A 14,796-nucleotide genomic window follows, 5' to 3' on the forward strand; every position below is an offset into this window, starting at 1 on the left:
TATGGATACTTTTGGCTATTTGGGCCAGGGCTTTGGCGTCGCGCTCACGCCCTACAACCTGATCACCGCACTGTGCGGCACCCTGATCGGCACCGTGGTCGGATTGCTCCCCGGCCTTGGCCCCATCAACGGGGTGGCACTGCTGATTCCCATTGCCTTCGCCCTGGGACTGCCTCCCGAATCCGCGCTGATCCTGCTGGCTGCCGTGTACCTGGGCTGTGAGTACGGCGGGCGTATCAGCTCGATCCTGCTGAATATCCCCGGTGAAGCGTCCACCGTAATGACCACCCTCGACGGCTACCCGATGGCCCGCAAAGGCCTGGCAGGCGTGGCGCTTTCACTGTCCGCCTGGAGCTCTTTCATTGGTGCCTTTATTGCCACCTGCGGCATGGTGCTGTTCGCCCCGCTGCTGGCCAAATGGGCGATAGCCTTCGGTCCGGCGGAATATTTCGTACTCATGGTATTCGCCATCGTCTGCCTGGGCGGCATGGCCGGCGATCGTCCACTCAAGACATTTATAGCCGCCTTGATCGGTCTGTTTCTGTCGACGGTGGGGATTGATGCCAACAGCGGGGTTTACCGTTTTACAGGGGACAACATCCACCTGACTGACGGCATCCAGTTTGTGGTGCTGGTACTGGGCCTGTTTTCCATCAGCGAAATCCTGTTGCTGCTGGAAAAAACCCATCGCGGGCAAGAAGCCGTGAAAGCCACCGGCCGCATGATGTTCAACTTCAAGGAAGCCTCTGCGGTATTCGTGGTGAATATCCGTTGCGGCCTGCTCGGATTCATCATGGGCGTCCTGCCGGGTGCAGGCGCAACCCTGGCCAGTGCCGTGGCCTACATGACGGAAAAACGTCTGGCGGGTACTTCGGGCAAATTCGGCGAGGGTGACATGCGCGGTCTGGCCGCTCCCGAGACTGCCATCGGTGCTTCGGCCTGCGGTGCCCTGGTACCGATGCTGACCCTGGGCGTACCGGGTTCGGGTACCACGGCTGTGATGATTGGCGCATTGTCGCTGTACAACATCACGCCCGGCCCGCTGCTGTTTCAACAACAGCCGGATATCGTCTGGGGCCTGATCGCTTCGTTGTTTATCGCCAACATCATGCTGGTGATCCTCAACATTCCGATGATTCGCATCTTCACCCGGATTCTTTCGGTGCCTAACTGGGCGCTGGTGCCGGTGATCGCGATTATTACCGCCATCGGCGTCTATGCCGTCCACGCCACCACCTTCGATCTGTTCCTGATGATCGGTATCGGCATCTTCGGCTATATCCTGCGCAAGCTCGATTTCCCGCTGTCGCCGGTACTGCTGGGTTTCATCCTCGGCGGACTGATGGAACAGAACTTGCGCCGCGCCCTGTCGATCTCCAACGGCGCGCTGGAAATTCTGTGGGCAAGCCCGATCACCCTGGGTGTTTGGGTACTGACCGCGATCATGCTGCTGATGCCTGTTCTGCGTATCTGGCGCAAGCGCAGTGCCAAACGCCGCGCCCTGGCCAATGCCTGAGCAAGGGTTCAAGCACTGGTGGGGAACGCCGCTGGTCGGTCTGGCCGGCGGATTTCTCGCCAGCCTGATCGGCTGGCCACTGCCCTGGATGGTCGGCTCGTTGCTGGCGATCCTTTTGGTCCGCTGCCTGACTCCGTGGCAGCTGGCCGAGATTCCGGGCGGACGTAAATGTGGGCAGTGGATTGTGGGCATCGGCATCGGCCTGCACTTCACCCCCCTGGTCATGGAGCAGGTGCTGGCGCATTTCGGCCTGATCTTTGTCGGCGCGCTGCTCACCAGCGTGTCGAGCGTGCTCGGGGTGTGGATCATGCGCCGCAGTGGAGAGGACCGCGCTACGGCGTTTTTCTCCAGCATGCCGGGCGGTTCGGGGGAGATGGTCAATCTCGGCGCACGCAATGGTGCCGTATTGAGTCGGGTCGCTGCCGGACAGAGCCTGAGGGTGCTGATGGTGGTGCTGTGCGTACCGGCCGCCTTCAAGTACTTGCTCGGCGAAGGCGCTCCGGCGCTGCATCCCGCATCAGTCAACCTCTACTGGTTAGCCCTGCTGTTTCCGGCCGGTGCGCTGATGGCCTGGCTCTGGCAACGCTTGCGCCAGCCCAACCCCTGGTTATTCGGACCGCTGCTGGTCAGCGCCAGCGTCAGTATTTATTGGAACTTGCACATAGGCCTGCCCGATGGCAGCAGCCAGGCGGGCCAATGGTTGATCGGCAGTGGACTGGGGTGTCATTTCAACCGGGCGTTTTTTCGCCGTGCCCCGTCCTTCATCGGCCGCACATTAACAGGTACGGCGCTGACGATGCTGATCGCCAGCCTGTGCGCACTCGGCCTGAGCAGCCTGACACAACTGGATCTGCGCTCCATGACCCTGGGAATGATGCCTGGCGGTATCGCAGAAATGAGCCTTACCGCAGAAACCCTGCAGTTGTCGGTACCTCTGGTCACGGCCCTGCAGGTGATGCGTTTGCTCTTCGTGCTGTTTTTGGCCGAACCCCTGTTTCGCTACTGGGTACGGCCTCGCCCGGACTAACGCCCTCAGGCCGGCGGCAGTTTCCAGTCGATCGAGGACAACCCGTTTTGCTCAAGAAACTTGTTGGTTCGACTGAAGTGACCGTTGCCGATAAACCCCCGATAGGCGGAAAGCGGCGAAGGATGTACCGAGGTCAGCACCAGATGCTTGGTGGCATCGATCAGTTTCTGTTTGCTTTGCGCATGGGCGCCCCACAACAAAAACACCAGTTTGGGCTGTTGCTCACTCACCACCTGGATAATCCGGTCGGTGAAGTGCTCCCAGCCTTTTTTCGCGTGGGACGCGGCATTGGCGCGCTCCACTGTCATGGTGGTGTTGAGCAGCAACACCCCCTGCTCTGCCCAATGCTGCAAGCAGCCATGGGTGGCGATATCGATATTCAGATCGCGCTTGAGCTCTTTATAAATATTGACCAGCGAAGGCGGCACGGGAATGCCGGGCTGGACCGAAAAACACAGGCCATGGGCCTGACCGGGACCATGATAGGGATCCTGTCCCAGAATCACCACTTTGATCTTGTCCAGCGGGGTCAGGTTGAGGGCATTGAAAATAAGCGGGCCCGGCGGATAGATTTCCTTCCCGGCAGCATGCTCCTGGCGCAGGAACTCGCGCAGCTGGGCCATATAAGGTTTTTCGAACTCCTCGCGCAAAGCCTGCTTCCAGACCGGTTCAAGTTTTATACGATCATCCGACGTCATGACTACATCCTGAAAAACAATGGAGCGGACACTAGAAAAGCCCGTCTCCATTGTCAATTCATCAATGCATCTGCCGGGCATTCTCTACCTGTCCCACCCCCGGCCCTGGCCACCGCCACCATAACCATGGCCATTACCGTAGCCATATCCATGACCCGACGGATAAGCAGGTCCATGGTTATAGTGCGGCGCACCCTGGTAATAGCGTGGCGGCGCAGCATAGTAGCCACGGGAATGACCGTAGTAAGGGCCGTAATAACCATAGCCATAAGGCGCTGGCGCTACATAAACCTCAGAGCGATAGCCGCCGTAGCCCGGGTAATAGGGCACACAGGCAGACAAGGCCAGAGCAAGCACAACAAGGCTGAGCAGACGACGGTACATGGCGGCCTCCTGGACCGCTGATGGGCACACCCGGCGGCGCCGGGGGCAGTGAATGGCGATGCCATCCACACCTTTTAAGACCACGAAAAACAGTTTCGGTGCCGCGGATCAAATAATTCTGACCGGCGTGGCGGGCGGCATATCACTGCGCCTGCTTCCCGTCGAAGGGCATACAATAGCCGGGTCAATCACCGGACCCCAGCCATGACCACGCCTGATCTCTGCCCTGCCTGCGGGGCGCGCAACGACTGCTCGATGGCCAGCGCCAATACCGCGGAACAACCCTGCTGGTGCTACAGCGTCAGTATCGACCCGCAGGTGCTGCAAGCCTTGCCACTCGCCCAGCAAGACCTGGCCTGCCTGTGTCCCCGCTGCGCGCAGGTGCAAAACCAATTGCCGCCCGCGCAACCGGAACGCCTCGGGTAAGATGCCTGCCTCTATTTTTTGTGATCGAGCGTCATGCGCGTAGACCGTTTTCTGAGCAACTTGCCCCAGTTCAGCCGCAAACAGGTCCGCCTGCTCCTGATCGAAAAACGGATACGGGTCGATGGCCGCATCGTCTGCGATCCACACCATGAAATACGGGCTTTCAGTCGCATTGAATGTGATGACGTGCTGCTGCAGGCCGGCAAACCTGCGCGGTATTTCATGCTGCATAAACCCCCCGGTTGCGTCAGCGCCACCCAGGACCCGGAACATCCGACAGTCCTCGATCTGCTGGATGAACCGGACAAGCAGGAACTGCATATTGCTGGCCGACTGGACTTCAATACCAGCGGGTTGATGCTGATTACCAATGACGGGCAATGGTCACGCCGTCTGACCCAGCCACAGACCAAACTGCCCAAGGTGTATTACGTTGAGACAGAACAAGTCATAGGCCAGGAGTATGTCTCCAGGTTCAATGAAGGGGTCTATTTCGCTTATGAAGACCTGACCACACAACCCGCCGGGCTCGAACTGCTGGGCCCTTGCAGTGCACGCCTGAGTATCGTTGAAGGACGCTACCATCAGGTCAAACGCATGTTTGGCTACTTCAACAACAAGGTTGTTCACCTGCACCGGGAGAGCATCGGGCCATTGCTGCTCGACAGCCAGCTCGCCCCCGGCCAGTACCGGCCCCTGAGCCCCCAGGAAGTCGATCTGTTCTGACCCCGTGTCCGCATGACTGTCATATAGCCGGTGCATCCTCGGTCTTGCCGACACTCGGTTCACTGGAGTCTGACGCCATGCTCAAGCCCGAAATCAAAGTGCTCGATGTTCAAGGTCAATATCGAATTCACACCGAGTTCTATCGCTCGGATACTGCCGAAAACACCATTATTCTGGTCAACGGCTCCATGGCCACCACCGCCTCGTTTGCCCAGACCGTGAAGAATCTGCACCCGCATCTGAACGTCGTGCTCTACGACCAGCCCTATGCCGGCAAATCGAAACCGCACAACCGGCATCAGAAAATGCTGACCAAGGAACTTGAAGCGCAAATGCTTCTGGAGTTGATCGAGCATTTTTCGGCGAATTACCTGATGTCGTTTTCGTGGGGCGGGACTGCCGCGCTGACAGCCCTGGCGTGCACACCACGGCGCATCGAGAAGGCCGTGATCAGTTCATTTTCACCCCTCATCAACGGGCCCATGCGCGACTACCTGGAGCGTGGCCGGCGCTGCCTTGCTGACTGCAACCGCACACAAGTGGGCAACCTGGTCAACGATACCCTGGGCAAGCATTTACCCTCGCTGTTCAAGCGCTTCAACTTTAAACACGTCAGCAGCCTGGCCGAGCATGAGTACGCACAAATGCATTTTCACATCGAACAGGTGCTGACCTGTGACCAGCCGTGCTTGCTTGATACGGCCAGCGGTATCGAGATCCCGGTGCTGTTCATCAATGGCGCATGGGATGAGTACACCTCGGCCAGCGACGCGCAACACTTTGTCCAATCGATTGAGAACAGTCAGTTTGTTCGCCTGGAAAACACTGGGCACTTTCTGGATATGGAGCACAAATCAGCGAGCCATATCAGCAAGGCTGCCATGCTCGGTTTTCTGCAGCCGGCACACGCTGAGCATCTGGCAGCGAGCCGCTGATGCAGTGCCAAGGGTAAGAGAGGGAATGAATGCGCTTGAAATTTACAATTTCAGGAATAAAAACTTCTCATCAAGGCCGACTTCTGGTACAAAGTCAGCCGCTCTGAGCGGGTATAGTTTAGTGGCAAAACGAAAGCTTCCCAAGCTTTAGTTGAGGGTTCGATTCCCTCTACCCGCTCCACTTTTGCTTCCATGCAAACGCAGCAAACTCCCCCCCGAACATCTGAAACCAAAACGCTGTTGTGCTCATCAGAGCAACACCTTCCCTGCAAGCTCACCCCGTCAGCCTGACGCGGCAGTTTCGCGAGCCTGGTTCATGGCCGGCAGCAAGCCACGACGCACTTGCTGCACAGCACATTGAAGATTTAAACCCTGACATTTCTCACTGGTGCCGAAGGCCGCTGGCTGGTTTCCCACTGCGCAGCCAGGCCCACCACCACATCGGATTCAGGCAACATCCCGCACCCGCGAACCAGATCTGCGGCCCGCTCGGCAAGCATGATGGTCGGGGCGTTGAGGTTGCCGTTGGGTTCGGTTGGAAAGACCGATGAATCGATCACCCGCAGACCCTCAATCCCGCGTACCCGTAGTTGTGAGTCCACCACTGCCATGTCGTCTTCACCCATACGACACGAGCCGCACGGATGGTAGGTGCTTTCAAGGTTCTCACGTACGAACTGGTCAATCTCGGCATCAGTGTTCACATTCGGCCCCGGAGCGATTTCGCTCTCACGGAAGCGGTCCATCGCCGGCTGGCCGATGATTTCCCGGGTCAGCCGCACACAGCGACGGAACCCCTCGCGGTCCTCTTCACGCTGCAAATAGTTGAAGATAATTTCGGGATGCTCGTAAGGGTCAGCCGAGCGAATTCGAACATGGCCACGGCTCTTGGGTTTGTTCGGCCCGGTGAGCACCATGAAGCCGTGCCCCTTGATCGGCTTTTTACCGTCATAACGCATGGCCGCCGGCAAAAAATGAAACTGAATGTCCGGCCAGCGCAACCCTTGCCCCGAGCGAATGAAACCGCCGGCTTCAAAGTGGTTGGTTGCACCCAGCCCATCCTTGCAGACCAGCCAGCGCAAACCGATCATCAACTTGCTCAGCGGGTCCATTTTACTGTTCAGGGTCACCGGCTCTTTGCAGGCGTACTGAATGTAGATTTCCGAGTGGTCCTGCAAGTTTTCGCCGACCCCGGGCAGATCATGCCTGACCACCACCCCGGCCTTGTTCAGTACCGCAGCCGGACCGATACCCGAGCGTTGCAACAGGTGCGGCGAACCGATGGGCCCCGCCGAGATCAGTACTTCCCGGGAGCAGCGCACGGTATGGGTCTGGCCGCCGTGGTCGTAGCTCACCCCCACTGCACGCTTGCCGTCGAGCACGATCTGGCGCGTCATCGCCCGGGTGATCACCGTCAGGTTGGGACGCTCCATGGCCGGGCGCAAATAAGCGTTGGCCGTGGAGCATCGAACCCCGTCCTTGACCGTCATATGCATGGCACCAAAGCCTTCCTGCATATAACCGTTGCAGTCGTCGGTCTTGATGTAACCCGCCTCTTCACCGGCATCGACCCACGCCCCGTACAGCGGGTTCTTCATTTTGTTGCCACTGCTGGTATGCAACGGGCCGCTGCCGCCGCGATAAGCATCACCGCCGGCATCACAGCTCTCGGCACGCTTGAAATACGGCAGGCAATTACGGTACCCCCAGCCTTCGGCACCCAGGGACTCCCATTCATCAAAGTCATAGGCATGCCCGCGGATATAGACCAGGCCGTTGATGGAGGATGAGCCCCCCAGCACCTTGCCGCGCGGACAGTGAATGCGACGTCCGTCGAGGTAAGGCTCCGGCTCGGTTTCGTAGCGCCAGTTGTAACGGGTGGTGTTCATGGGCATCGAAAAAGCGCTCGGCATCTGAATCATCACGCTGCGATCACTGCCGCCGAACTCCAGGACCAGCACCTCTACGTCCGCATCTTCGGTCAGACGGTTGGCCAGCACGCACCCGGCAGAGCCCGCGCCAATGATGATGTAGTCATATTTTTTATTGTTCATGGTTATCTCCAAATACTCGTTTCACTGACCAGCGGCACAAGTGGTACCGGCATCGGCATGACCGCCGCCCCTGGGTCCCCGGTGCTGTAATGCGGATGCGTCTGTTCGATGTCCTGAATGACCCGCTCTTCATGATTGAGATCAATCGAGCGGCTGAGCCAGAAGTACGTCAGGCCGGACACGATCAGCCCGACCAGCCAGGCAACGTCGATATTGCCCAGGGCTTTGGCCAGCGGGCCGACAAACACTTCTTTCTGGGCCACGCCATCGAAGATGTAGAAAAACGGGATCATTGCGACGAAACCAATGGCATACGACGCAAGGCCGCGCAGGCCCCAGCTGCCGTAAAGACTGTCGCGGGCCATGAAGAAATGCGGGATGGCGTAGCGTCCCTTGCGCACAAAGAAGTAGTCCGTCAGGTTCACCGCAGTCCAGGGCACCAGGAAATACAGCATCACCACCAGGTAGATGCCCAATACCGAAAGGCCCTTGTCAGAGTCCTGCAGACCCAGCGATACACCCAGCTGCAGCAGGATCACGAAAATGATTGCCAGCACCCGTGCCTTGCGCGTCGGTTCGATATGCCTGATGGAGTCGACGCAGGTCAGGGTGGTCAGCTTCGCGCTGTAGATGTTCATGGCCATGACCGGCAGAAACACCAGGATGGTGACGCCGACCACCACGATGCCCATCACGGACGAGACGGTATTGCCCACTTGCGACAGGGCCACCAGGACGTTGGTGGCATGCAGGTGGTCGGCCAGCCAGGCGCCCACCGCAATCATCCAGGCACCCGACAGCGAGGCACCGAGAAACACCACGGCAATCAACTTGCCGCTATGGGTATTCTTCGGCAGGTAACGCGAATAATCGGACACATACGGCGCATAGGCGATGTTGTAACTGGCCGCCGCGGCAAACTGGGTGATAAAGCCGGTCCAGTTAAAACCCAGGGGCGGTGCCTCGACCTCGCCGATAGCGAGCAGTGGCAGCGGCGTGTCGGGCACCCAATGCATCAGCACCGCCAGTGTCACCAGCCCGTACAGGGGAATTGACAGAAACAGGGCCCATTTAAAACTGCGATGCATCCAGTCATGCCCCAGGATTGCCAGGACTGTCGCCGGCACCGTCACCACCAGCGCAACCGTCAGCGGATCAAAACCGAACAGTTCCTTGAGGCCCTGCATCATCAACACCAGGTTGACGATATTGAAACCGGCGAACACAAACAGCGTCGCCAGCAGCGCCAGAATCACCCCGCGATAGCCGAACTGGGCCCGCGACTGGATCATCTGCGGCAACCCCAGGTGCGGCCCCTGGGAACCGTGGAAGGCCATGAACAAGGTGCCAAACATGATGCCGAGCGTGCCGGCCAGAATCGTCCATAGGGCGCTCAAGCCAACACTGGGCCCTACAAAGCCGATGGTCATGGTGAAAAAGGTGAAGTTGCCGAGAAACCAGAAAGGTCCCTGGCTGGAAAGTTTGTCGGTGCGCTCATTTTCGGGAATGAAATCGATTGAGTGCCCTTCAACAGCCGATGAGGGTGGTGTGTGCATGATGTACTCGCAGAAGTAGTGAAGATCATGACCCGATAACTGCCCTGCCCCGGGGCGAGCTGTCGCCCTTTATCAGGGTTGTGACAGCCGCCCGGTGCACAGGAGTGTCAATCGACACTCAGGGCAGCGTTATCCACACGGCTTTGGTTTCCAGCAGGTGATCGAGCTGTTCAGCCCCCAGATCCTTGCCAAAACCGGACTGCTTGTAGCCACCAAACGGCATCGAAGGATCGATGGTGCCGTGGCCGTTGACATAGACCATCCCGGCCCGCAGGCGCGGGATCAGGCTGTGCACCCGGCCCAGGTCGTTGGAGTACAGGGCTGCAGCCAGGCCATAGGAAGAGTCGTTGGCCAGCGCCAGCGCTTGCTCATCATCATCGAACGCAGCCGTGACCAGCACGGGGCCGAAAATCTCTTCCTGGACGATCTGCATGTCGTTGCGACAATGGGCAAAGATCGTCGGCTCCACGAAGTAGCCCGGCCCGTCGACCGGCTGGCCGCCGTATACCAGCTCGGCCCCCTCACGCTTGCCGAGGGCGATGTAGTCCAGAACCCGTTGCTTCTGCTGTTGCGATACCAGCGGGCTGATAAAGCAGTCCGGGTCCAGCCCGGGGGCCATTTTCAGTGCGCGGGTACAGGCGATCAGTTCACGCAAAAAGCTGTCGTAAATGCTGCGATGGACGTAGGCCCGGGTGCCGGCGTCGCACACCTGGCCCGAGTTGAAGAACACCCCGTTGGCAATCGCTTGTGCCGCGGCAGGCACGTCGGCGTCCGCGAGAACAATTACCGGGGATTTCCCCCCCAGCTCCAGGGTCAGGCGCTTCATGTCGCCCAGCGCCGCCTGGCCGACGGTGCGGCCGACCGGCGTCGAACCGGTGAAGGTCAGTTTGTCGATGCCCGGATGCGTCGCCATCGCGGCACCCACCACACTTCCCCGTCCGGTGACGATATTGATCACACCATCCGGGATGCCCGCTTCCTGCACCAGCTCAGCGAAGCGCAGGGCCGACAGCGAAGTCAATTCAGCCGGTTTGACCACTATGGTGCAGCCGGCTGCCAGTGCCGCGCCGAGTTTCCAGGCCATGGTTTGCAGAGGGAAGTTCCACGGCACGATAGCGCCCACCACCCCGATCGGCTCTTTACGGGTGTAGGCCAGATAATTACCGGGCAGCGACGGTTCAACGGTACGGCCGTGGATTTTCGTGGCCCAGCCTGCAAAGTAACGCAGGGTATCCACTGTGCCTTGCACATCCACTGCCCGTGCCGCGACCACCGACTTGCCCATGTCGATCGACTCGATTTCAGCCAACTCATCGCCATGGAGCTCAATCAGTTCTGCCAGCCGATGCAGCATCCGCTCACGTTCCAGCGGTTTGACCTGACGCCACGGGCCACCGTCAAACTGGGCCCGGGCGGCTTGCACGGCGCGGTCCAGATCGGCCGCGGTGCCCATGGGAACACGGGTCAGAAAGCCCCCGGTAGAAGGCTCGATGACATCCGAGGTTTGTTTGTCGCTGGCCTCGACCCATTCACCACCAATAAACATCTTCTGCTGTTTGCCGAGAAAAGCCTGGGTGGCTTCGCTCAAGCCGAATTTCTGCAAGTACTGCTTGACCATCGTGTCCATTATTATTCTCTCGGGCCGGGCGTCAGACATCGCGCCAGGCCTCCTGGGTTCAAGACTCAATCCGGGGCTGCACGCAAGCCCCCGGCACTGGTGTTTCAGAGTGCGCGGGCCTTGGCCCGTTCGTGGTAGATAAAACCGATGCTGTTGAGCAGCAGTTGCGCGGCAAGAATCGACGTCACGCCCGCCGGGTCATACACCGGAGCGACCTCCACCAGGTCCATGCCGATGATGTTGCCTTTGCTGCGCTTGGCCAGCGCCTGAATAATCTCCAGCACCTCGTAGTACAGAAAGCCGCCATGGCTCGGCGTGCCTGTGCCCGGGGCGATCGAAGGGTCGAAACCGTCAATGTCGATGGTGATGTAGTACTTGACCCCCTGAGGGATCAGCTCCAGAACGCCCTCGGTACCCAGGCGACGGACATCGCGCACCGAGAGGATTTTTGAGCCGGCAGCGTGGGCCGCTTCATAGTCATCGCGGTTGGAGGACGAAACGTTGCGGATGCCCATCTGGGTCATGCCGACGATATGGTTCATTTCTGAAGCGCGGCGCAGCGGGTTGCCGTGGCCATAGCGAACCCCATGACGCTCATCAACAAAGTCCAGATGCGCATCAAAGTGCACGATATGAATAGGCCCTTTGCCTTCGAAGGCCTTGATGACCGGGGCGTGAACCGAGTGGTCGCCGCCCAGGACCACAGGCATAGCGCCTGACTCGAGAATCTTGCGGACCGCAAACTCGATATTGTCATTACTCGCTTTCATATCGGTGTGGACGATATCCGCATCCCCCACATCGACCATGCGCACGTCCTGGGAGGTAAGGTACATCACGTCATCTTCGTGATCGTAGGCACCGGCATGACCGAAAGAAAACAGGGTCGATGCCTCGCGAATCCCGCGCGGCCCAAAACGGGCGCCCGAACGCCACTGTGTACCCATGTCATTGGGTGCGCCGAGGATGGCGACATCGGCATCCAGGGTTTCCCAATCAGTACAGACCGGGGATTTACCGAACGTGCAATGCCCTACAAACGGAAGGTTCAAACGGCCGGACTCATATCCATTGCTAGACATATCGATCTATCTCCAATTCTTGTTATTGCCATGGGGGCGCACTGGTAAGTGCCTGGCGCTGGAGTGACTATGAGCGCAGCTTTTCATAGAAAAAATGCTAATCATCCGATACATATATCGGCAGATCCGATGCATCGATAGGGAGAGGACCGGTTGAATCAGCTACATACCGTGGACCTGAAGCTGCTCAGAGTATTCGCCGAGATCGTCAAATGCGGCGGCTTCTCTGCGGCTCAAGCAGCGCTGAATATCGGCCAGTCGACCATCAGCGAACAGATGACCCATCTGGAAACCCGTCTTGGGGTCAAGCTCTGTCAGCGCGGGCGCAGCGGCTTTCGCCTTACAGAACAGGGCGTGGCGATTTTCGAATCTACCCGGCGGCTGCTGGCCGCCGTAGATGACTTCTGCCTGGATGCCGATGTGCTCAAGCAGAAGATCACCGGCAAGCTGAACCTGGGCATCATTGACTCAACCATTACCGACCCCGATTCTCCCCTGCCGAAAACCACCCAGCGCTTCGTTTCCAGAGGCCACGATGTTCACCTCAATGTGTATGTCGGGACCCCTGCCGAACTCGAAGAACGGGTGCTGGACAACCGCCTGCATCTGGCCATCGGGCACTTCCCGAATCACGTCTCGGGGCTGGACTATTTACCCCTGTACCAGGAGGCCCTCGGACTGTATTGCGGGCGGCGCCATCCCTTGCACGGCAGTACCGCAGAGAATGCCGAACTGCTTGAAGAGATCAGCGAGAGTCGAATCGTAGCCCGGGGCTTCATGCAGCAGCACGACCTGGACCGACTGGGTGTGAGCAAGGCCGCCGCCACCGTAGACAACATCGAGGCGCTGGCGATCCTGATCATCTCCGGTGCTTATCTGGGGTTTCTGCCCATCCACTTTGCCGCTCAGTGGGTCAATACCGGTGAGATGCAACAATTGGCCCCGATGAGCCTGCACTTGAAGTCGCCGTTCGATGTCATCACCCGACGCGGCGTTGCCCCGTCACCGATTTTGCGGGTATTCCTTGAGGACCTGGCGGCCACCGCACGGCAAGAGGTCCAGCCTTGAACACAGTGTCGCCGACACCTCGCACACTCTTGTGCAGACGGGTTTTGCTGCGCCGGTCCGTGCAACATAATGGCGCCCCTCAGTGCCTGAGGGTGCAATAAGAACAATAGAGGCAAACAGACCATGAAATCCCCCGGCGGTCGGCTCCTGACCGGCCTCACGCTGGACCGCACCAGCTCAACTCCCCTGTACCGTCAGCTGTACTTGCAGATTCGCCAGCAAATCCTCGCCGGCCGGCTGCAAGGAGGCACCCGCCTGCCCTCCACCCGGACCCTGTGCAAAGAACAGGGGCTGTCACGGATTACCATCCTCAATGCCTTCGACCTGCTGATCGCTGAAAGTTTTCTGGTCTCACGCCCCGGTGCCGGTACCTATGTCTGCGCGGAATGGGAGAACCGTGAAGCCGCCCCTGACGAGCCGCCCAGACCGCCGCGCCTGTCACACTTGAGCCAATCTGTGCTGTCCATGCGCAGCGACCATTTCAACGGCGTCTCCTACCAGGCCTGGGAGCCGGACTGCCCGACGTCTTTCCTGCCCAGTCAGGTCGCGTTCGATGCCTTTCCACTGCACGTCTGGAAACGCCTGATGAACCGGCACCTGTGCCAGCCGACCAAAGCCATATTGGGTTACGGCGAAGTAAAGGGTTTGCTGCAACTGCGCGAAGCGATTGCCGAGTATGTCTATGACGCTCGCGGTATCGAGTGCGAAGCCGGCCAGGTGGTGATCGTCTCGGGTGCCCAGCAGGCGTTCAACCTGCTGGGCATGTTGCTGCTTGATCCGCAGGACAGTATCTGGATGGAAGACCCCGGCCATATCTCGGCGCGCATTGCCCTGCAGGCCCAGGGTTGCCGGGTGGTGCCATTGCGTATCGACGACCAGGGAATCGATCTGCAGCAAGGCCTTCAAGAATGCCCTGAGGCTCGTCTTGCGTTCACCACGCCGTCACGCCAGCACCCGCTGGGCATTACCATGAGCTACGGCCGGCGCCAGGAATTGATCGAGTGGGCAAATCGTGGCCATCGCTGGATCATCGAGGACGACTGCGACAGCGAGTTCACCTATTGCGCAAAGCCACTGCCCGCTCTTTACGCCATGGACCAGTGGTCCCGTGTCATCTACGTCGGCACCTTCAGCAAGGTGCTCTACCCTTCCTTGCGCCTGGGCTACGTGATACTGCCCCAGGCACTGGTGGAGCCCTTCTGTGCCATGCGCGCGGTCATGGACCGCAGCCCGTCGACCCAGCTGCAAGCGGTCACGGCCGACTTCATCCGCGAAGGTCATTTCCTTGGCCATATCCGGCGTATGCGCGCTCTTTACCAGTCGCGCCAGGACTGTCTGATACAGGCACTGAAACAGCGGCTGGGCAATTTCATGGACGTGAAGCCGGTCAATGTCGGCATGCATGTCATTGCCTGGCTTGACCCCGGACTGGATGACGCGGTCATCGCCAAGGAGCTGGCCCGACACCAGATCCATACCTATGCCTTGAGCGACTACTGCGTGAAACGTTACTTGCCGCCCGGACTGCTTATCGGCTTTGCCGGAACCCCGATCGAACAGGCCACGGAAAAAGTCGAGGCGCTGGCTCAGGCGCTGCTGAAGATGGGCCACGCTCTGTGAGCAGGCAGGCCCCGGTGAAACAGAGGCTGAAAGTGGTCATAAGAATTAAAAAATAATGGCTCTATTGGTAGAACCACTCTGGTGCG

Annotated in this window: 13 protein-coding genes and 1 tRNA gene; 8 read left to right on the forward strand and 6 right to left on the reverse strand. The window is 59.2% G+C overall.

The window, feature by feature from the left end; genetic code table 11:
• Position 1 precedes the first annotated feature (1 nt).
• Both JQ845_RS01635 and JQ845_RS01640 read left to right on the forward strand, forming a co-directional pair.
• Positions 2-1,516, forward strand: a complete 1,515-nt coding sequence (locus tag JQ845_RS01635; protein WP_003440577.1) for a tripartite tricarboxylate transporter permease — start codon at positions 2-4, stop codon at positions 1,514-1,516.
• The gene (locus tag JQ845_RS01640; RefSeq protein WP_203008249.1) at positions 1,509-2,543 is read left to right on the forward strand and encodes an AbrB family transcriptional regulator; all 1,035 of its coding nucleotides are present in this window, start codon (positions 1,509-1,511) and stop codon (positions 2,541-2,543) included. The genes JQ845_RS01635 and JQ845_RS01640 overlap by 8 nt, the downstream gene beginning before the upstream one ends.
• A 5-nt stretch (positions 2,544-2,548) precedes the next feature.
• Here the strand turns inward: JQ845_RS01640 and ung are convergent, their stop codons facing one another.
• Both ung and JQ845_RS01650 read right to left on the reverse strand, forming a co-directional pair.
• Positions 2,549-3,241 (reverse strand): uracil-DNA glycosylase, encoded by a 693-nt coding sequence (ung, locus tag JQ845_RS01645; RefSeq protein ID WP_203008032.1) that lies wholly within the window; start codon positions 3,239-3,241, stop codon positions 2,549-2,551.
• 84 nt (positions 3,242-3,325) lie between these two features.
• Positions 3,326-3,625, reverse strand: coding sequence for a hypothetical protein (locus tag JQ845_RS01650; protein WP_202210974.1), 300 nt, complete (start codon positions 3,623-3,625; stop codon positions 3,326-3,328).
• A gap of 204 nt (positions 3,626-3,829) precedes the next feature.
• Here JQ845_RS01650 and JQ845_RS01655 point away from each other — a divergent pair, with 204 nt between their 5' ends.
• The 4 genes from JQ845_RS01655 (at position 3,830) to JQ845_RS01670 (ending at position 5,893) form a co-directional block, all read left to right on the forward strand.
• Entirely contained in the window at positions 3,830-4,051 is a 222-nt protein-coding gene (locus JQ845_RS01655) for a cysteine-rich CWC family protein (RefSeq protein WP_010655945.1), read from the forward strand.
• Between the two features lie 33 nt (positions 4,052-4,084).
• Positions 4,085-4,777 carry a pseudouridine synthase gene (locus JQ845_RS01660; RefSeq protein WP_203008034.1) on the forward strand — a complete coding sequence of 231 codons (693 nt, stop codon included), beginning with the start codon at positions 4,085-4,087 and terminating at the stop codon, positions 4,775-4,777.
• A gap of 77 nt (positions 4,778-4,854) precedes the next feature.
• The gene (locus JQ845_RS01665) at positions 4,855-5,712 is read left to right on the forward strand and encodes an alpha/beta fold hydrolase (RefSeq protein ID WP_003440562.1); all 858 of its coding nucleotides are present in this window, start codon (positions 4,855-4,857) and stop codon (positions 5,710-5,712) included.
• A gap of 107 nt (positions 5,713-5,819) precedes the next feature.
• Positions 5,820-5,893: transfer RNA gene (locus JQ845_RS01670), tRNA-Gly, on the forward strand.
• A 184-nt stretch (positions 5,894-6,077) separates the two neighbouring features.
• Here the strand turns inward: JQ845_RS01670 and betA are convergent.
• The 4 genes from betA to speB all read right to left on the reverse strand — a co-directional run bounded on the left by betA (position 6,078) and on the right by speB (position 12,022).
• A complete protein-coding gene (gene betA / locus JQ845_RS01675) occupies positions 6,078-7,766 on the reverse strand; it encodes a choline dehydrogenase (protein ID WP_003440560.1) in 1,689 nt (562 codons plus the stop codon).
• Between the two features lie 2 nt (positions 7,767-7,768).
• Positions 7,769-9,322 (reverse strand): purine-cytosine permease family protein, encoded by a 1,554-nt coding sequence (locus tag JQ845_RS01680; protein WP_003440557.1) that lies wholly within the window; start codon positions 9,320-9,322, stop codon positions 7,769-7,771.
• Between the two features lie 118 nt (positions 9,323-9,440).
• On the reverse strand, positions 9,441-10,949 hold the full coding sequence (locus JQ845_RS01685) for an aldehyde dehydrogenase family protein (protein WP_202210976.1): 1,509 nt from the start codon (positions 10,947-10,949) through the stop codon (positions 9,441-9,443).
• A 95-nt stretch (positions 10,950-11,044) separates the two neighbouring features.
• Entirely contained in the window at positions 11,045-12,022 is a 978-nt protein-coding gene (speB, locus tag JQ845_RS01690) for an agmatinase (RefSeq protein ID WP_003440552.1), read from the reverse strand.
• Between the two features lie 153 nt (positions 12,023-12,175).
• Between speB and JQ845_RS01695 the strand changes: the two genes are divergently transcribed.
• Positions 12,176-13,090 carry a LysR family transcriptional regulator gene (locus JQ845_RS01695; protein WP_003440549.1) on the forward strand — a complete coding sequence of 305 codons (915 nt, stop codon included), beginning with the start codon at positions 12,176-12,178 and terminating at the stop codon, positions 13,088-13,090.
• Between the two features lie 123 nt (positions 13,091-13,213).
• Positions 13,214-14,710, forward strand: coding sequence for a MocR-like pyridoxine biosynthesis transcription factor PdxR (gene pdxR / locus JQ845_RS01700; RefSeq protein WP_203008037.1), 1,497 nt, complete (start codon positions 13,214-13,216; stop codon positions 14,708-14,710).
• Positions 14,711-14,796 lie beyond the last annotated feature (86 nt).

It is taken from the genome of Pseudomonas paraversuta (assembly GCF_904063065.1).
In the GTDB taxonomy this organism is placed as follows: Bacteria; Pseudomonadota; Gammaproteobacteria; order Pseudomonadales; family Pseudomonadaceae; genus Aquipseudomonas; species Aquipseudomonas paraversuta.